This is a genomic window from Leptolyngbya sp. UWPOB_LEPTO1 (genome assembly GCF_017302695.1).
In the GTDB taxonomy this organism is placed as follows: Bacteria; Cyanobacteriota; Cyanobacteriia; order Leptolyngbyales; family Leptolyngbyaceae; genus Leptolyngbya; species Leptolyngbya boryana.
This window is the reverse complement of record NZ_JAFLCJ010000029.1, coordinates 1-19,922: the sequence shown is the minus strand read 5'-3', so window position 1 is coordinate 19,922 and position 19,922 is coordinate 1. Positions and strand designations below refer to the sequence as shown.

Sequence of the window (19,922 nt, the reverse complement as noted above, 5' to 3'; positions counted from 1 at the left end):
ATTAGAGCACATCATCCTTAGAGCGGATCACCCAGCGTCTTGATCGCGAAATTGCTCAAACCATTCCCGTTTGATGAACTCTTCAACCTCGGGAGCTTTGATCTTTCTATAAAGGTCAAGTTTGGTGTGGATGAATTTGAGAAGGATTTTATCGACGATTTCACTGAACTTCTCGCGTTTGGTTTGTTCCGTATTGTTAGCAGCCATCACTGCTTGTAGGTCGGGGTTCTGCTCAACCTCATGGCGAATACGTTCTAGATCGATCTTGTCGTCCTCGGTTAGGTTGGCTCCATAAGTTTGGTTGAGGTGATCGACGATATTGGCGAGGGTGTCTTTTTCTGGAGTTTGGGGAATGCCACCAGAACCGTCACCAATGCCTTCCAAGGTTGCGTTCTGCCGAATTAGCGCAATCGAGCCTTCGGAGATACGCTCAACCCGCAGTGAATCTAGCTTGACCGCATCAAGCAGTTCTTTCGGCAGCTTGCCGCTTTCGCGAGGGTCGAGTTTGCGGTTGAGAAGACGGACAAAAGCGTAGAACTTTTCTAAGTCGGTGTCTCCAAAGCTGATCACCTGTGCCAAAAAACCGTAGAGACGAACGAATTTCTGAAGGCTGGAGCGGAATTCTTCACGTTCCTCTTGCTCCCGTTGTCGCCATTGATCACGGGCACGATCGAGGATGGGCTGGATTTGTTCGAGGTGGTTGGGTTGATTCCAGAAGATAGCGGCAAATTCGTCTACGTCTTGTTCTAGAAAGATTTCATAACGAAGGATTTCATCTTTCTGATCGTAGAGGCGATCAGGGTCGGGCGTTTCTTCCAGAAGAGTTGCCTGGTAGTAGTCCTGGAAGGCAGCTTGAATGTCTTCAACTTCGTTAGTGAAGTCTAGAACGAGGCATTCGGTTTTATCCTTCATGGTGCGGTTGAGACGGGAGAGGGTTTGAACTGCCATCACATCTCGCAATTTCTTATCTACATACATGGCATAAAGCAGCGGTTCATCGAATCCAGTTTGATACTTGTCAGCAACAACCAGGATGCGATAGTCCGGAGTTTTGAGAGCATCGGGGATGTCTACTTTTGCTTCCAGTTGATTGAGGCTGTTTTCCGTGTACTCTGCCTCGGTATCGGGATCGACAACCTTGCCACTGAAAGCGACGAGGGGTTTATAGGGAAGGTTGGCTTCCTGCATCAGACGGCTGAGGGATTGGAAGTAGCGAACGGCATGGAGGCGCGATCGTGTGCAGATCATTGCGCGTGCCCGTCCATTCAGCTTGTCTGCAACATGCTCCAGAAAATGGCTCAGCATGATGCGGATTTTCAGGTCGATCTTATTGGGCTGGAGGTCTACATAGTCGATCAGAACACGGGTAGCTTTGCGCTTTTCAAATTCTGTGGGTAGCTCGTATTTCTGGTGGAGTTTGAAGTACCGCTTGTAGGTGGTGTAATTCTCCAATACATCTAGAATGAATTTCTCTTCGATTGCCTGCCGCATCAAGTAGCAGTGAAACGCTTCATACCGACCTTCAGTATTTGGACGACCGAAGGTTTGCAGGGTTTTTTCTTTTGGGGTAGCGGTGAAAGCAAAGTAGGAGATATGCGACTGATTGCGAGAGCGGGCTTGAATGTCGGCAGCGATTTTGTCTTCTAAGCTCTCTTCTTCGCTGCGATCGAGGGCTTCCGCATCCTCCAGGTTGGCGGAAAGTGTTTGGGTCAAATGCTTGGCAGACTCGCCACTTTGAGAAGAGTGAGCTTCGTCAATAATGACGGCGAACCGTTTTCCTTTCTGATTGGCAGTGCTATTGGAGATGACGGGGAATTTTTGCAGGGTGGTAATGATGATAGATTTGCCTTTCTCGATTGCTTCTCTCAGTGCTGCTGAGTTGGTTTCGATGGGGACAACCACTCCTTTGGTTTGCTCAAATTGCTTGATGGTGTTCTGAAGCTGGCGATCGAGCACTTGGCGATCGGTGACGACGATGATGCTGTCGAATAAGCGATCGGCATCTGTTTCTTTGCGATAGAGGTTGGCGAGTTGATGGGCTAACCAGGCAATGCTGTTGGATTTGCCTGATCCGGCGCTGTGCTGAATGAGATAGCGGTGCCCGGTTCCCTCCTGCTTAAGGGTGCTGAGCAGTTTACGGACGGCATCGAGTTGATGAAAGCGGGGAAAGAGCAACTGTTCTTTGTCTTTTTCGACTAGCCTGCCATTTTCATAAACCTTTTCTGATTTTTTCTCCAAACAAAGGTAGTTCTGCATCAGATCCAGCAGGGTATCAGGGTGCCAGATGTCTTCCCAGAGATAATGGGTGCGGAAGCCGTTGGGGTTGATGGGGTTTTCGGTGTCTTTGTTGAAGGGCAGAAAGAAGGTATCTTCTCCAGCAAGTTGAGTCGTCATGTAGACTTTCTCATTGCCAACGGCGAAGTGAACTAGGCAGCGTTTGAAGCGGAACAAGGGTTCACGAGGATCGCGATCGTGTTTGTATTGCTGGATGGCTTGATCGACGAATTGCCCGGTGAGGGAGTTTTTCAGTTCGGCGGTGAGAATGGGGATGCCATTGAGGAAAAGGGCGAGGTCGAGGGAGTTGTTGTTTTGGGTGCTGTATTTGAGTTGGCGGACAACTCGGAAGCGGTTTTGCTGATATAGCTTGAGATGATCGGGGTTGAGTCCGCTGGAGGGTTTGAAATAGGCGAGTTTGAATTTACAGCCACGGGTCTGGATGCCTTTTCGGAGGACTTCGATCGCGCCTTTGCTATCGATTTCTTTTTTGAGGCGATCGCACAGGTGTCTGCTTGTATCGGCTTTGAGTTGCTGCTCTAGTTTGCGCCACTGCTCGGGTTGAGTGTCTTGCACGAAGGCGATGACTTCAGCAGGAATCAGGCAGAGATCGCGATCGTAATCCTCTGGCTTTGCTTTCTTGTAGCCTGTTTTGAGGAGGTGCTGTTCGATGTGGTCTTCAAACTTTTTCTCAGTGGGGTGAGCAGGACTCATAGTATGAGTAGAGGGATGAAGGGGGCATTAATTAATACAACGGTCATAACTCACTTTTCCAGAAAAAGTGAGCAGTCAAGTTACTGGCTCAATTTCTTTACCTTCTCATCATCTTATTTTCAGCTTCCTTCGTAGCTCTTAATGATGAGGGGCTTGGCTTTTTCTAAGTCATCGGGAGTTTTAATCATCAGTTCCAGGTCGCCTGTGCCCCAGTGCCCAATGTTACGCACGTCCCGGCTGAAGCCGTCTTCCAGTTCTACGGTATCGGGATCGAGTTTGAGCCAAACCATAAGACAACGGGTATTGGTTTGGACAGAGACGCAGGCAAAGTTTTTCAGGCGTTTGAAGGCGACATAGAGTTTCAGCATGTTGACGGTTACATCGTCGCTGAGGGAAGTGGCGAAGTCATGAAATGCCTGGTAAAGACTCTTGAGTTGGTCGTCTGCCTGGGAAATGGCATCGGCAACGGTTCTTTGGGTATGCGTTGAGGTGGATGTTGCCTGAGAGAGTGCATTGCTGCTGTTACTGCGGCTGGTTGCTTTGACTAGATCAAGCATCAGCAGATCGTCGCCGTAGTAGCTGTAGCGGATGAGTTCTATATTCCGGTTGATTTGCTCAACCGCGTAGGTGTCGTATTTGGTGAAGTCGCCTGCGATGCAGAGAAGACGGGGGTTGCTCCAATCGATTTTATCGGCGAGGTCTTTGCCAAATTTGTCGAGGACGAGGAGCTTAAATTCGCCTTGATGATCGAGGAGCCAGTCGAGGTAATAAAGCCCCTGGTTGATGACGTTTTCGTTGAGGCTGCGTTTGTATTCGACGATGGCAGGACAGCCGTTTTCGTCGATGCCGAGAGTATCGATGCGACCACCATGACGCGGACCTGTACTGTATTCGGTTTCAAGGAATTGGATGCCGAGCAGTTCTTTCAGGTGCTTTTCAATCTGGTTCTGGACGTGGCGTTCTAGAGTGGCGGATTTAGCTTCTAGCTGGGTAACGGTATCTCCGGAGATCCGAAACAGTTTGATGTCGCTCATGGGGCTACTGCTTGCGTCACATCTAGTTTTCCCGTCACAGCAGCAGTGATAACGGATTGACGGTATTCCTGGAGCTTATCAATCTGTTGTTGTAGAAGTTGAACGGTTGAGAGAATTTTGGCAGTCTGTTTGTCGAGAAAATCTGCAATTTGCTTCTGTTCTGTTGATGGTGGTACTGGAACCCGTAGATCTCCAAGCATAGAACGACTAATACGCCAACGATGCCCTCCACCTACACGGCACAGAACTTGATTCCATTCAAGGTAAGGTTTGCATGAGAGGAAATACACAATAAAGCGTGGATCGTGTCTTAGATCTGGCTTCAAAATAGTGTTGTCAACTGATGTGATCATGCGAATACCCAAATCTGGCGCTAAACATCCCCTTCCTACAGGACCATCAAGACGACAAATTAAAACATTACCCGGTTCTACTTCTGTGCATTTCAAACTACGAAAGGTTGTTTCCGAAACATACCTAAAGCCCTTCTCTCGGTAGGCACCAGTACCAACATTTCCTGTTTGAATAAGACGAACCCCTTCTTCTGTGATATACGGAAGTTCTATCCAATCGCCATCTACGAATGTTTTACGTCCAGGACGCGCAAGACGTTTGATTGCCATTACTTCCCAATGTTCTGGAACTCTACCTAACCACTCAACACCTGATTCTCGCATGGGAACATTTGGATTAAGCCCTTTAGTAACAGATTGAGTAATGAGAGCCGATCGCTTCTCTTCCAGCAGTTCAATCAGGCGTTTGTCAAAAATCCTGACTTCCTTCCCTTCCTCAAATTCCGTATAAAGCTCCGTCAGTTCCCGAATATGCTGCGGCGATAGCTCATTCCGCTTGTCACCCAACGACTTCCGCATTTTCTGGAAATGCTTCACCCCATTAATCAACTGCACCTGTCCCTTCCGGTGCTTCAGCTTGCGGTTCGTCACAATCCAGATGTAGGTGTTAATCCCCGTGTTGTAAAACATCTGGTCAGGCAACGCCACGATCGCCTCCAGCATGTCATTCTCAATGATCCACTTGCGGATATTGCTCTCGCCACCGCCTGCTTCTCCCGTAAACAACGGACTGCCGTTAAAGACGATCGCAATCCGACTGCCCGCCGCCTCCATCTTCGAGATCATGTGCTGCAAAAACAGCAACGCTCCATCATTCACCCTAGGCGTACCCGCAAAAAATCGCCCATGCGGATTCTTTGCCTCTTCCTCAATAAATGCCTGAGCACTCTTCCAGTTCACCCCAAACGGCGGATTACAGAGCATGTAACGAAACCGCTCCGTCTTAAACTGGTCATTCGTAAAGCTGTCCCCCTCCCGAATCCGGCTCGGCTCCTCTCCCGTCACCAAGAAATCGGACTTCGACACTGCATAGGTCTGCTCGTTCAACTCCTGCCCAAACAACCGAATCTCTGCATCTGGGTTGATGTGAGCCAGAATGTGATCTTTAGCGATCGTCAGCATCCCACCCGATCCACAGGCAGGATCAAAGATATCCCGCACAATCCCCTTCCCCTGCAAATCTGCCCCATGTTCCGCAAATAGCAGATTACACATCAGCCGAATCACCTCACGGGGCGTGTAGTGATGCCCTGCCGTCTCTCCCGTAAACTGATTGAACTTATAGAGCAAATGCTCGTAGATATAGCCCATCTCATGGTTCTTCACCACGCTGGGATGCAAATCAATCTCCGTAAACTTGCTCACCAACTGATACAGCAGATTGTTCTTAATCAGCTTGGCAATTACGCCTTCCAGCTTGAAGTTCTGCAAAATATCCCGCACATTGCGACCATAGCTTTTCAGGTAAAAGTCAAAATTTTCCTCGATCGCCTGAGCATTCCCCGCCAACCGCACCAGATTGAAATCCGAAACGTTGTAGAACTTCAGCCCACCCGTCGCATCCAGCAAAATTGGCTCTAGGTCATCCTCGCTCGGAAACACATCCTTGAACTGGCGATACGACTTCTGCACCCGCTCCCGAATTTCATCTGTATAAATACAATCCAAACGCCGCAACACGACAAACGGCAGCACTACATCCCGAAATTCATTGTGCATGAACGGACCAAACAAAATGTCGTCCGCCACCTGCCAGATAAAGTTTGCCTTTTCCTGAAAGTTAATCGTATCTGTCGTTTGAGTCATATCGGCACACAAAATTACGGCGATCGATCCCATCTTGGTCAACCGATCTTGCTTGGGATTGCCCTGTGAGTGTCATCAGTTAAGCATCGCTAAACCGCAAAGAAGACGATCGCCTGAAATTCTTCAAATTCTCATTGAACTGCGATCACACCCAAGCGGTTCTAAATAGTACAACGGGTTGACCCAAATTCAACACTTCCCATACAGTTGCTAGTCACATGCTGCTGCTCCCTTTCACTGCAATAGAGTAGTAAACATTTCTCCCCTTCCTGGTCGCATTAACTGTGCATTGAGCGTCCCCTTCTCGCTTAAACTTGCGGCTGCTGTCGAGAGTAACGAGAAATTTCAGCAGCTTCTGTACTTGTAAAGAAATAGACAGCCATCTTTGTCGATCGTAAATACGCCTTCTTAAAAAAACATACTGACTCTCTTGCAATCATCTTGTGCTTCTGGTACCTTTGTCTCAGTTTAGAACATATGTTCTATGAACCAAATTACGATTCAGTGCCGTCTAGTTGCCTCATCAGAAACCCGTCAACAGCTTTGGACGTTGATGGCAGAACGTAATACGCCACTCATCAATGTACTCATTGAGCAACTGAGTCAGCATTCCGAATTTGAAACTTGGCGACGCAAAGGCAAGCTTTCTTCTGCTGTCGTCTCTGAGCTTTGTAAGCCTCTCAAAACGGATTCTCGCTTTACTGGTCAACCCGTTCGCCTCTATGTCTCCGCAGAACGAACCGCCGCTTACATCTTCAAGTCCTGGTTAGCCATCCAGAAACGGCTGCAACAGAAACTGGATGGCAAATTGCGCTGGTTAGAAATGCTTCAGAGCGATGAGGAATTGACTCAAGTCAGTGGCATTGACCTTGCCAGAATTCGCGATCGTGCGGCTGCAATTCTGCAACAGCTTCAGCCGACAGTTTCCGATGAAACAACTCCGAACTCAAGCCAGAAGGGAAAGAAAACCAAAAAGAAAGCAAGCTCCGATCGCGGTTTAGCCAATCAGCTTTTCGATCGCTATCAGAACTCAAAAGATGTCCTGAATCGATGCGCGATCGCCTATCTCCTGAAAAACGGGTGCCAAGTCCCTCAACAGGAAGAAGATCCACAGAAATTTGCCCTCCGTCGTCGTAAGGTTGAGATCCAGGTCAAACGACTCCAAGACCAAATTGAAAGTCGAATCCCACACGGACGGGATCTAACAGGACAAAGCTGGCTAAACACCCTAGAAACCGCAACCCAAAACGTTCCCAAGGACAACACAGAAGCTAAACGCTGGCAAGATCGATTACTGACTCAGCCTAGTATTCTCCCCTTCCCCCTGATCTTCGAGACAATTGAAGATCTAGTTTGGGATAAGAACGAAAAAGGACGGCTCTTTGTTCACTTTGGAGGTTTGAGCGACCACACCTTTGCTATCTATTGTGATCAACGCCAACTACATTGGTTTCAGCGCTTTTTGGAAGACCAAAAGACGAAGAAAGCCAGCAAAAATCAGCACTCTAGCGGTCTATTCACGCTTCGTTCTGCCCGTCTCGCTTGGCAAGAAGGTGAGGGAAAAGGACATCCTTGGGATGTACATCGCCTCACCCTCTACTGCACAGTTGACACTCGGCTCTGGACTGCCGAAGGAACGCAGCAAGTTCAACAAGAAAAAGCTGCCGAAGTAGCCAAAAAGATTACGCAGATGGAAAGTAAAGGGGATCTTCTAGAGACTCAGCAAGGCTATGTCAAACGCCTCAACTCTACCCTTTCTCGCCTCAATACTCCCTTCGATCGTCCGAGCAGACCTCTCTATCATGGACAATCTCACATTGTTGTCGGACTGTGCATGGGTCTAGAAAAACCTGCTACCATTGCCGTCTGCGATGCCCATACCAATCAAGTTCTCGCTCACTACGGCATTCGTCAACTACTTGGAGAGAACTACAGGCTACTGAATCGAAGACGTTCCCAGCAGCAGAAAACTGCACACCAGCGTCATAAAGCTCAAAAACGATCTGCCCCAAACCAAGTTGGAGAATCTGAATTGGGACAACATATAGACCGATTGATTGCAAAAGCGATCGTCACGATCGCCAAGACCTACAATGCTGCCAGCATTGCCGTCCCCAAACTCAGAGACATCCGAGAAATTGTAGAAGCAGAGATTAAAGCCAAAGCACAACAGAAATGCCCAGGCTATCTAGAGGGACAACAGAAATACGCGAAGCAGTACCGTGCCAGCGTTCACCGTTGGAGCTATGGCAGACTCATTGAGAGTATTCGCAGCCAAGCTACCAAACTTGGAATTGTAATTGAGGAAGCAAAACAGCCGCTGGTTGGAAAGTTAGAAGAGAAAGCGCAAGCAGTCGCGATCGCGGCTTACCAAGCTCGTGCTTAGAACCAGTAGTTCCAAAAGCTTTGCACCATGAAAACCGAATAAGTCAAACAGCGCCGCGACGTATACTGCTTGCAGTGTACGCTTCGTGAAAAATTAGGGTTAGTTTGGCTGTCTGCCGACAGTCTTGCTTTCTGACCCTGGTAGCTGCTCACCCTGATGCCGTCCGATGCGGAACTTCGGTTTCTTAGAGGAGATTAAGTCATGGTTGAAGAGTTCATCTTCTTTAATTATGGCGTAGGTGCGCTCCCGGCAAAAAGGGCGCGGATGTACTGTTGTAGTGGCTACCGAACCACCCCCAATCAAGGGGGAACCCGCTTCTATTCTTTGTTTCAACGATCAACGAGAGGCTATTTTCTCAAACTGATCCGCGCGAAGCTTGAAATTCAAGTGATGTCTGGTTTTGGGACTTTAGGCAGCATTTGAATCTTGAACTTTGATAACTCGGATAGGGATAGACAAAGTGATCCGCGCACACAAATCCTGAAACTGATACTCAATAAAGGTTTGAGGAGTGTGCGGTCGCAATTGCCTGTCCTAATTGGGGCAGGTTGAAAGCAGTTGTCATGCTGCCCCTCAAACGGCACGGCGGCGTCGCAATTGCCTGTCCTAATTGGGGCAGGTTGAAAGTTCAACAGAAGAAGCTTAACCGGGAACTTTATGCCAGTCGCAATTGCCTGTCCTAATTGGGGCAGGTTGAAAGCTGGAAACAAGATATACAATGAATCCACCCTTTGTGTCGCAATTGCCTGTCCTAATTGGGGCAGGTTGAAAGGGGACTAATTTAATCTATGGGCGCAGCGCAATCGACTCGTCGCAATTGCCTGTCCTAATTGGGGCAGGTTGAAAGTCCCGATCAAGCAGCTACGCTGCCGGATCAGTAGTCGCAATTGCCTGTCCTAATTGGGGGAGGATGGAAGGAGCATTAAGCTTGGCAAAGTAGGCGAAATTAAAAGTACCTACTTCAATTAGCAAGGATTGAAAAGAACTTTCCGAACTGGATTGTAGAAATTGAGCATCATCTATTACAACGTTTTCCAGGCGGGTTGAAAGATCAACAGGGAACACACCAGTTATCGAATCTTGTATATGTTCCGTGACATCAATTTGTCACCACTGTTTGAGCGACACTAATTTGTCATCACGACATTTAATTCGTCTCGACGACATCAATTCGTCCCCGATGACACCTAATTAGTCACTGTACAATAATAAAAACCGACAGTCTTCCTGAGAAATCTGTCGGCCAGTCGTGTGTTCCCTGTTGATGACTCGGCTAAAGTTGAGTCTTCTACAGTATGTCTGTGGTCAATGATACTGTGAGTGATCGAGATCACACAAGTGGATGATTCTAATCATCGATAGATTAATGTCCGCTCATCGCTGCATCGAATCGACGGTTAATCTCTTCCCAATTCAAGACATTCCACCAAGCATTGAGATATTCCGGTCGTCGGTTCTGATACTTCAAATAGTAAGCATGTTCCCAAACGTCATTTCCCATAATCGGCGTATGACCATCTATCAGCGGGCTATCTTGATTTGGCGTTGAAAGAATTTGCAAATCGCCCTGCTGCGATCGCACAAGCCAAACCCACCCACTACCAAAGCGTTTTGTGCCTGCGTCGTTAAACTGCTGCTTAAAGGCATCAAAACTACCGAAGGAATTGTTAATCGCTTCAGAAATTTCCCCAGTCGGTGCGCCGCTACCATTTGCGCCCATAATTTCCCAGAACATCGTATGGTTCACATGCCCACCCGCATTATTGCGAACAGTAGTACGAACATCTTCCGGGACTCGATCGAGATGAGTTACGAGATCCTCAACAGACATGCTTTGTAGGTCGCTGTATTTCTCGATCGCTGCGTTCAAGTTATTCACATAAGCGGCATGGTGCTTATCGTGATGGAGCTGCATCGTCGTTGCATCGATGTAAGGCTCCAACGCATCGTAAGCATAAGGTAACGGTTTCAGTTCAAAAGCCATGATTTGAATCTCTCCAATGAATTTTCCGAAAACTTGTTGGCTGAAGTGACAACTCAGCTTTAATATCTAAATCATAGTCATTCTGATTTTGAGTTGCATTAGCAAATCCGAAATTCTAGGGCGGGTTAACCGTACAATTAGGGGCAAAAAGCCTTTTGAATCCGAATATTTTAGAAAATGCTGACAACATCTATCTTGATACCAATTCTCATTAAAAAAGGGGCAAATGCCCCTAACATGGATAATTCTTGATTTCTACAAACTTCGCTCAGTCGTTTCAGCGAAACGTCTCAACAATGCGGACAAAGAACTCGACACCCATCCCCAATACCGTTTCATCAAAATCGAATCGAGGATGGTGGTGTGGAAAATCTAATCCTTTCTCTGAATTAGCCGATCCTAAGAAGAAATAGCATCCTGGAACTTCTTGCAGAAAGAACGCCATATCTTCGCCCCCCATCGTTTGGCAATCCGGCACAACTCCTAAGGGCGATTCGATCACCGTTTCCGCGATCGACCGAACTAAATCCGCGATCGCGCCATCATTAATCACAGGCGGATACAGTACGTCATAGTTGAATTCATACGTTGCGCCATGTGCCTGACAAATCCCTGCAACGATCTGTTCAATCCGTTGCGCAAAATATCCCGCATATTTGGGGTTAAAGTAGCGGACTGTGCCTCTGAGCCGCGCTGAAGCCGCAATCACATTACAAGCTGTCCCAGAATGGAATTCACCGACCGTCACGACTGCTGAATCGATCGGATCAACGTTCCGCGCCACGATCGTTTGCAGCGTATTCACGATTTGAGCACCGACCAAAACAGAATCGATCGTTTGTTGCGGAATTGCGCCATGCCCGCCTTTCCCAACGATCGTGAAGTCAAACGTTTCCACGGCTGCCATCAATGCCCCAGTCCGCACACCCACCATTCCCAAGGGCAAATTATTCCAAATATGCAATCCGACGATCGCATCGACATCTGGATTTTTGAGCACTCCCGCTTCAATCATCGGTTTTGCACCACCTGGCCCTTCTTCCGCCGGTTGGAAAATGATTTTTACCGTGCCTGAAAAATCACGATGTTGCGACAGATAATAAGCCGTTCCAAGCGCGATCGTTACATGTCCATCATGTCCGCAAGCGTGCATCAGTCCATCATGCTGCGACTTATAGGGCACATCATTTTGCTCTTGAATTGGCAACGCATCCATATCGGCTCGAATTGCCAAGACTCGACCCGGACGATTTCCTGCGATCGTGGCGACAATTCCGGTTTTTGCAATTCCGGTTTCGTGTGGAATCTGCCATTCCTGAAGTTTTTGGGTGATAAATTCAGCCGTTAACTGTTCGCGAAAGCCGAGTTCAGGACGTTGATGAAGTTGTCTGCGCCAGGTGACGAGTTGAGCTTGCAGCGATCGAATTTCCAGTCGAATTTGTGAAACATCGACTGAAGGTGAACTTAGGAAAGTAGAAACCATGATAGGAAAAACCTTTTTCGTGATAGAAAAACTCTAAGCTTAGACTTCCACTATCGCAAACTTCACTCCTGATGGGATCGTGCCCTAAAAATAGAAGCCGGATTTTTCAGAAAAATCCGGCTTCTAGCAGCTCTAGTAGTTCATCACAAAATCTGTAGAGGATAAGGAGCGAGCTAAGCCTGGTTTCTCCCCACTCCCCATCTCCCCACTCCGCTTACACTTTCTCAGCCAAGCGATAAGCACTCGTCAATTTCTCAAGTTGCTGCACCAACAAACTCAAGAACAAGCCCACATCGGTCACAACGCCAACCGATTCAACCGAACCACGATCGCTGAGTTTCGTCACAACTGCTGGATTGATATCAACACACACCATCTTCACGCCCGATGGGGTCATATTGCCTACCCCGATCGAATGCAACATCGAAGACAACATCAAAATCATGTCTGCGCCTTCAATCAAACGCGCATAATCTTGCTGTGCTTCGATCAGATCCATCTTCGTATCCGGTAATGGACCATCATCACGAATCGATCCAGCAAGCGAGAATGGAATATCATTCCGAACGCATTCGTACAAGATGCCACTCTTGAGCACACCTGCTTCCACAGTTTTGGCAATGCTACCGTAGCGCCGGACTGTGTTGATCACTTTCAAGTGATGGCGATGTCCACCCCGGACAGAAACCCCTCGTTTCATATCCACACCGAGCGATGTCCCGAGTAATGATTGCTCCATGTCGTGAACTGCGATCGCATTGCCACCGAGCAATGCTTGCACATAGCCTTCTCGAATCAATTTCGCCAAGTGTTCGCCGCCGCCTGTATGAATCACAACAGGACCTGCCGTCACCACAACTCGACCACCTTGATCGCGAATTTGCCGCAATTCCCAAGCAATCTGCTCAACGACTAATTCGACGCGCCGCTCACTCGAAACGCCTGCACCCATAAAGCTAAATTCTTGAGTGTTGCGCTGATCGCGAGTGCTCGTCTTCCGAATCGTGCGAATGCCTTCAACTCCGACCACAACGCGATCGCTCGTGGTCAAATCTCGCAGTAATTTACACTGAGCACTTTTACCATCGGCGGAAACTGCGATCGCACCATCCATTCTCTGACGATCGACTCTCACCCATTCGCAATTCACCCGAACCTCGGTTGGATAAATCGTCGTCACATAGAAATCATCCGGTGCAACGCCATCTTGAACCACTGCCTCAAGTTCAGCATCACAGACTTCGGTTGGACGCGGCAAGGCTCCTAAATCGATCAACTGTGACATGATCGTTTCCATCAGATCATGCGACGGAGCCGATACCTTCACTTCCGCAGAAGACGTACTTTGACGCTGTGTTCCCAAGCTGAAATTCAAGACCTGGAAGCTTCCCCCCGCTTCAACAATCACATCCAATGCTCGGTTGATCAGACCCGAATCGAGCAAGTGACCTTCAAGTTGCACCACTCGGCTCTCGATCGTTGCCACCGCATGAAGTTCCACCCGGACAGGTTCAGTCACCCGTAAGGTCAAACATTTTGCGGCTCCTCCAGCTTTGAGAAATTCTGTCAGCGGCGTTTCTAGCACTGTAAATCCGGCATCTGCTAAGCGCTGTTTCAGTTCAGCACTCGCTTTATTCATAATCACAATATGATCGAGATTCACCGCATTACACGCGAAATTCACCGCATCAGGTTCTGCGATCGCGATGCGTTTCTCAGCGGGAACTCGCATCTCAATCAAGCGATTAGAATACGCATCAAACGCAGGTGGATAGTAAAGCAAATAGCCATTGCTCAACGGACAGAAGCAAGTATCTAAGTGATAAAAGCGCTCATCCATTAAGCGCAGGGATAACACTTCGACATCCAGCCATTTTGCCAAGTAAGGATGCGAATCCAATTCAGATCGGAAGCCATACCCTGCCCAAAGCCAGCGTCCTTCACGATCGAACAAAGCATCGCCCGCGCCTTCAAACGGCAGTTCTGGCGGAAGCTCGTACACGGTGAACCCATTGTTCTCGAACCATTCTTTGAAAAAGGGTTCTTCTCCCTGCCGTTCCTTGTGATAAAAACGACTCAAGACAGCCGTATCTCCTAGTACTAAACCCGCATTAGCGGTAAAGACCATATCGGGGACACCTTTTTGTGGCGTGACCAGATCCACGATCGCATGTTGCTTGATCAAGTCATGCAAACCGTGCCATTGTTCTACTGCGCGATCGCGCGACGACTTGTGAATATTCCCTTCCATCCACGGATTAATCACATAATCCACATCGTAATGGTCAGGAGCACACATCAAAATCCGAATCGAAGATGTCATAGAGAAAAATCTGGGTAAATGTGTATTCTGGGGTGTCCCTCAATGAATGAGAGTGTGCACCCCAAGGTTGTCTCGATGTTGTATCGATGACTACAGGACATCCTGGGCTAACGTCGAACTTGTAGCGGCAGACATTCGATCCATTCTAGGAACAAAGGGAACGCTTAATTCCTAAAATGTGTCAGCAAACGATGAACTCATGAAGAGAGGCTTAATGCGATCGTAGCGCTCACAAACTGCATTAGCCAACCTTCTCGTGCTCAACGACGGCAAGATATTCCGAAAATAATTTAAATTAAAAAGAGCATTCCGAATCTCAGAACGCTCGCAAACCAGAAACGAAGTTAACGCTTTGAGATGAAATGCACCCAGAACTGATGATCTGTACAGCAAGTTTGATAGATCAGATTGTAAGAATAAGTCAGTCCTGCACCTGTGGTGTAGATATCGTAGTGGCTGAGTTCAGGATTTGGATCAAACATTAATTCACCATACGGATCATTGACGATAAAGCCTTTTTCGTTGTAGCCAATGATGCAAATGATATGTCCGGATGGAGTAAAGTAACCATGCACGATCGCTGGATTGCCCTGAGCTAACCATTCCTTAACTTGCTCAAAGCTTGCAGTTTGCGTGAAGCGATCATGGCAGCCATAATCTTCAGCGACTTGAGCGATCGTTGCGGGTTCATGGCGATCTAAATTCTTTTCAGTGCAATAGCGATCGAGTTCATCAGGAAAGCGGATACTTGGATTACGCGGAGGAACTCGGAAGTAAGACAGCACCATTGCAAGACTTGTAACATTGCAAGTTCCGTACGGATTATCGGAGTTATCTAACTGATCGAGATAAGGTACGGCTAAACGAGTGGCTTGCGGAAAGTTCACCTTTCCATCTTTGAGAATGACTGCATGACGTTGGAAGATCATCCAGGTTTTTTGACCTTGAAACGATCGATCAGCAAACGTAACTTTGAGATGGTCTGCAACAACAGTAAACGAGCTAATCTCTAAAACCGTTTCGGCTGCGATCGACTGTTTCTGATCAGCAGGAAGCTTGCTAGAGTCGATGGGCTGCTGCTTGAGCACTGAATTGACTAAGACTTTGAGTTGTAGCATCTGACGCTCCTGACAAATGGTTGCCTGTGACAACAGGGAGACGCGATCGGTTTGCGGATGAAACAAAAAAAAGATAGAGAAAATTTTCTCTATCTTTTCTGAAAGATTGGGAGCGATGACAAGTTCCAACTAGGATTCTTAAGATTGCGTCGCCGAATTGCTACGCAGTATGAGTAACCTTGCTATACAAGAATTCTAATGCTCGGTTCCGTAGATCAGAGGATCGCGCCACAATCATCGATTACATCTGTTGAGTAAACAGATGTAATCTCGTAAAACCGTTACTTGCTAGCTGTTTCCACAGCCGGGGTAGATTCTGGGATAGGAGTTGTGGATGAACCAAAGGCAACCCGTAAAAAGGGTGGAGCCAGAAAAGTTGTCAGAATGACCATGATAATAATCGATACCTCCAACGGCTTATCCAAAATGCCGCTAGCTGAGCCGATGCCAGCAAACACTAGACCTACCTCACCTCGAGGGATCATTCCAACCCCGATCGCCACTCGATTGATGCCGGGTTGTCCGAACACTGCCCAACCTGTGATCAGCTTGCCGATAATCGCCACCACCATCAAAAAGATAGCAATCAAGAGACCCGCCCGATTCTCCGGTACTGTCGGGTTCAACACACCGAGGTCGGCACGCGCTCCCACTGTCACAAAGAAGATGGGTACCAGTAAATCGGCGATCGGTTTGATTAATTCATCTAACTCGTTCCGGGCATCGGTTTCATCGAGCACCAAACCCGCTGCAAACGCGCCCAAAATCGCTTCGAGATGAATGGCATTCCCTAAAAATGCCATAAAGAACGCAAAGATGAATGCCGGAATAACAATATTTCCACGGGTTTTGAGCTTATCTACGATCGCTACAAAAGTTTTGTTAAAGATACCCCCCAACAAAATTGAACCCATCAAAAATGCCGTAGCGCTGACAATCAAGTAAATGACATTGGTAACATCAATCTCACCCGTTTTAGCTAAGCTAGCGACGACAGCTAGAACAATAATGCCGAGGACATCATCAATCACTGCTGCGCCAACAATGATTTGCCCTTCTTTGGATTTGAGTTGACCTAGCTCTGACAACACTTTAGAGGTAATGCCGATACTCGTTGCCGTTAATGCGGCTCCCGCAAAAATTGCTGGAATTGCTGCGACATGAAAGAGCATCATTAACCCTGCCGTACCCGCTGCAAAAGGTGCTGCGACTCCGACGCAGGCGACCACCGTGGCTTGAATTCCCACTTCCTTTAGCTGTCGCAGATCGGATTCCAGTCCAATTTCAAACAGCAGAATAATCACGCCGATTTCAGCCAGAACCGAAATCACTTCACTTTGCGACTCAAAGATCCGAGTCATCGCATCCGGTGCTAACTGATTTAATCCTTGCAGCGCTGACATAATCACCGAGTCAGAGGCAGATAGCCCCCCTTCGGGAAAGATCACCAGATGCAATGCCGAAACGCCGACAATCACACCCGCGACCAGTTCCCCCAAAACGGGCGGAAAATCTAATCGCCTAGCGACTTCTGCGCCGAGCTTGCTGGCTAGGTAAATCACCACCAGCGTCAGCAATACGCCAGACAGAATTAGGGGTGAATCTTCAGCAACAGCGGTCGCCAGGAATGGTATTGGAGTCATGAGAGCGGCTATCCCCCCACTAAAAGGATGCAGAATGTTGGACAAAATCATGAATTTAGAACAACGAAGGTTAAGGGTTTGAAAGATTCATCAAACTGCGGACAGTTATGAAAAAAGCAACCGATCGAATCAAAGACTCTCATGCTTTGGATGCGGTTGCCTGGATCGAGACAAGCCTATTAAACCGACAATGAAAGCTATCAAAGAAAATCTAGAATTTTCAAGGGTTCCAGCCTCAAAAATGCACTCTCAATCATTGCCGGAGTCATAGCTTTCAATGAGTAACGGGGGCAAATGAGTGTTGAGATGATCTCAACAGCCCTCTGGTCCACAGAAACTTCTCCCGTACAGTACCTCTGCTTCACAGAGATAGGCAATGCCCGCATAATCGGTGAAAAACGTCAATGCAACTTGATCTGCAATTTTCTCAGCCATCTCCCGAGTTTCGGTGAGGATCTCGAACTTCACATTCGAGTCGGTGTCGGCAGTGTTGGGTTTACCTGTAGAGCGCACGTTGCGACTGCCTTTACCGCCAGTGTCCACCACTGTGTAACCGGTTGCCCCGCATTCCTCAATGATCTTGGCGACCTTTTTCAGCAGAACCTTTTCCGTAACGATGACAAGCTTGTTGGCTTTCTTAGACATATTGGCTGTTTCCTTAAACGATGTACATTAACATGCTGGGTCTGTCGAGCTAAGGGAACACCGACAGACCACGGCCCGTCATTATAGTCCGCCGATCGCTTGGGCGAGACCGACGAAGAACGGGATACATAAGCCGATCGCAATGGGTGTACCGATGGCTGTGGACGCGCCGATATAGGCAGAGGGGTTAGCCGATGGGATACCCGCTCTCAACGTGGGTGGACCTGAGATGTCTGAACTAGAGGAAGCAATGACAGCCAGGATCACGACACCGCCCATGCTGAATCCTGCAACGTAGTGGGCAATCATGCCGAGACCAAAGGCGATTAGCCCATGCACAAACGGTGCTGCCACGCTATACACGACATACCATTGAGCTACCTTGCGCAGTTCGCCAAGTCTTGACCATGCTTCCATGCCCATGACCAACATCAAGATCGAAAGCAAGCCGCGAAAGGCAGGGTCGTAGAAACCTTTATAGACACTCTCTGGTCGGGTGAATATGCCAAGCGCAAGACCTAACAACATTGCTGATAAGGCAGGACCCCGAAGGCTTTCCTCAATGATCGGCCATATCTTGACCCGATTATTCGCAGCCCCTTGATTGCTGAGATACTCCTGCTTGCTGAGATACTCCTCCTCGGTGAGATGCGCCTGTGCAGCCTTCAGCTTCTTCTTGTTGAGATAAATGTTGGCGACCACAATCGCAGTCACGAGGGCGGGGATATCCATAAAGGGATAAAGTGCGCCTGCCCATGCCTCGAATGGCACTTTTTGTTCTTCCAGGACTGTCAGTCCAGCAGCCATCGTGGAGCCACTCACGGCTCCAAACAATCCTCCAGTCGCGATCGCATCGACGACTTTGACCTTTGGCAGCTTCGCCAATGTATAGCGCGCGATGAAGACAACCAGAATCCCTACGACTACTGCACAGATCATGGGTAACACCATGTCCGCCAAGTTGGAGTTACGGATAGCAATGCCACCGGTCAGACCGATTTTGGTGAGCAGCATGAAGACGATGATTGTACAAATCGACTCGGGAATTACCAATTCACTCCCGAGAGCAGCAATGATCATCCCACCAATCAAAAAAGCGAGTGTTGGGGACTGCAACTGCTGCACGAAGTCCATGACAAACAAGGACCAAAAATCCATAAATACCTCCTTCTCCTCTGTCGAGGAGTGTTGCAGTGAATGAACTGAATGAACTTTCAAGAGTTAATCGAGAGTAAGAGTGAGGCGCTTCACTCTTGAAACACCTGTGGTGCACGAAAACCTGTAGTCAGGGCGCTCACAAGGGTCACTCTCCAAAATGAGTCTAAAAATTGAGCCATGTTCCTCTCCAAAAAGGGACTGAACTGCACGCCGTTGCTCAAGAAAATTGGGCGCAAAAATCCCTAGATCAATCTCATGAATTAATCTCAACAGCGTCTGATTTTGAAGTAGTTGATCAATGTCAGTGGGAAAATCATTGATTTCAATCAATCGATATGATTGACCCCACGAACGATTTGATTAACTATATTCAGTTCAAGTAAATGATTGAAATAACCTTATCGTTATTTCTTGTATTCCGTCTAGTCTTAAATAGATGAAAATCCAAGAAAAACCAAATGGAGCGAATAAGAAAAACCTCTTAATTCGCTCTAGACTTTTGAACAGTATTGATATTTGTTGATAGATTGGCGCTATTTCATGGGCATCTACGAACAGTATTGAATTCGCCCAATCTTGAGTCCTAAGAATATCTATAATTAAGCTTCTTCTTCTATTTTGTAAATCAAGCGAATTGGACAGAATCCAGAGAGACGTTTTGGCGATGAGAGAGAAAAAATAGATGCGCTTCTTATAAATCGATTCAAAGTAGCGCATCTGTTCAAATACTTGGGACAGGCTTCGGTGCAAGCAAACTTTTGAGAGCGTTGGGCATTGCATTCGTTCGGTAATGAAGGGGATTCAATACTAATTTTTAGTATTAGATTTCAATTGAATGCCCTTCACTGGCTCCTGAAGATTAGTTACGTTATTCGGTAGTGTTCTAGATATGTGGATATATGGCAGAATGAAAACGATGTGTTAGAGGGCTGAGTCGAGATGGTCCTAGAACCTGTTCAATGTCCCGATTGCCAGAGTGTGGATGTCGTTAAGCATGGTCG

12 protein-coding genes and 1 CRISPR repeat array are annotated in these 19,922 nt (G+C 47.7%); of the genes, 2 read left to right on the top strand and 10 right to left on the bottom strand.

From position 1 onward, the window contains the following. Window positions 1–27: 27 nt before the first annotated feature. The 3 genes from J0L70_RS27840 to J0L70_RS27830 all read right to left on the bottom strand — a co-directional run bounded on the left by J0L70_RS27840 (window position 28) and on the right by J0L70_RS27830 (window position 6,181). Window positions 28–2,988, bottom strand: a complete 2,961-nt coding sequence (locus J0L70_RS27840; protein ID WP_287456677.1) for a type I restriction endonuclease subunit R — start codon at window positions 2,986–2,988, stop codon at window positions 28–30. 119 nt (window positions 2,989–3,107) lie between these two features. Continuing rightward, on the bottom strand, window positions 3,108–4,022 hold the full coding sequence (locus J0L70_RS27835) for a DUF5655 domain-containing protein (RefSeq protein ID WP_287456676.1): 915 nt from the start codon (window positions 4,020–4,022) through the stop codon (window positions 3,108–3,110). Continuing rightward, window positions 4,019–6,181, bottom strand: a complete 2,163-nt coding sequence (locus J0L70_RS27830) for an N-6 DNA methylase (RefSeq protein ID WP_287456675.1) — start codon at window positions 6,179–6,181, stop codon at window positions 4,019–4,021. Before J0L70_RS27830 ends, J0L70_RS27835 begins: the two co-directional genes overlap by 4 nt. A gap of 484 nt (window positions 6,182–6,665) precedes the next feature. Between J0L70_RS27830 and cas12k the strand changes: the two genes are divergently transcribed. Together cas12k and J0L70_RS27820 are read left to right on the top strand one after the other, a co-directional pair. Then, the gene (cas12k, locus tag J0L70_RS27825; RefSeq protein WP_287456674.1) at window positions 6,666–8,567 is read left to right on the top strand and encodes a type V CRISPR-associated protein Cas12k; all 1,902 of its coding nucleotides are present in this window, start codon (window positions 6,666–6,668) and stop codon (window positions 8,565–8,567) included. Between the two features lie 201 nt (window positions 8,568–8,768). Beyond that, window positions 8,769–8,990: a hypothetical protein gene (locus J0L70_RS27820; RefSeq protein WP_287456673.1), complete on the top strand. Its 222-nt coding sequence runs from the start codon at window positions 8,769–8,771 to the stop codon at window positions 8,988–8,990. Window positions 8,991–9,085: 95 nt separating this feature from the next. After that, window positions 9,086–9,484: direct repeats of the CRISPR family, unit length 37 nt; unit sequence GTCGCAATTGCCTGTCCTAATTGGGGCAGGTTGAAAG. 446 nt (window positions 9,485–9,930) lie between these two features. Here J0L70_RS27820 and J0L70_RS27815 read toward each other — a convergent pair. From J0L70_RS27815 to J0L70_RS27785, 7 genes are all read right to left on the bottom strand, one after another. Continuing rightward, window positions 9,931–10,551: a superoxide dismutase gene (locus J0L70_RS27815; RefSeq protein WP_287456672.1), complete on the bottom strand. Its 621-nt coding sequence runs from the start codon at window positions 10,549–10,551 to the stop codon at window positions 9,931–9,933. 277 nt (window positions 10,552–10,828) lie between these two features. Continuing rightward, entirely contained in the window at window positions 10,829–12,034 is a 1,206-nt protein-coding gene (locus J0L70_RS27810) for a M20 metallopeptidase family protein (protein ID WP_190652719.1), read from the bottom strand. A 214-nt stretch (window positions 12,035–12,248) separates the two neighbouring features. Continuing rightward, window positions 12,249–14,357, bottom strand: a complete 2,109-nt coding sequence (gene argZ, locus J0L70_RS27805) for a bifunctional arginine dihydrolase/ornithine cyclodeaminase (RefSeq protein WP_287456671.1) — start codon at window positions 14,355–14,357, stop codon at window positions 12,249–12,251. Between the two features lie 344 nt (window positions 14,358–14,701). Further along, on the bottom strand, window positions 14,702–15,541 hold the full coding sequence (locus J0L70_RS27800; protein WP_197693248.1) for a C39 family peptidase: 840 nt from the start codon (window positions 15,539–15,541) through the stop codon (window positions 14,702–14,704). A gap of 215 nt (window positions 15,542–15,756) precedes the next feature. Then, window positions 15,757–17,118 (bottom strand): cation:proton antiporter, encoded by a 1,362-nt coding sequence (locus J0L70_RS27795; protein WP_287456669.1) that lies wholly within the window; start codon window positions 17,116–17,118, stop codon window positions 15,757–15,759. Between the two features lie 312 nt (window positions 17,119–17,430). Next, window positions 17,431–17,763 carry a P-II family nitrogen regulator gene (locus J0L70_RS27790; protein WP_017289691.1) on the bottom strand — a complete coding sequence of 111 codons (333 nt, stop codon included), beginning with the start codon at window positions 17,761–17,763 and terminating at the stop codon, window positions 17,431–17,433. 81 nt (window positions 17,764–17,844) lie between these two features. Continuing rightward, a complete protein-coding gene (locus tag J0L70_RS27785; RefSeq protein WP_026148815.1) occupies window positions 17,845–18,921 on the bottom strand; it encodes a sodium-dependent bicarbonate transport family permease in 1,077 nt (358 codons plus the stop codon). Window positions 18,922–19,922 lie beyond the last annotated feature (1,001 nt).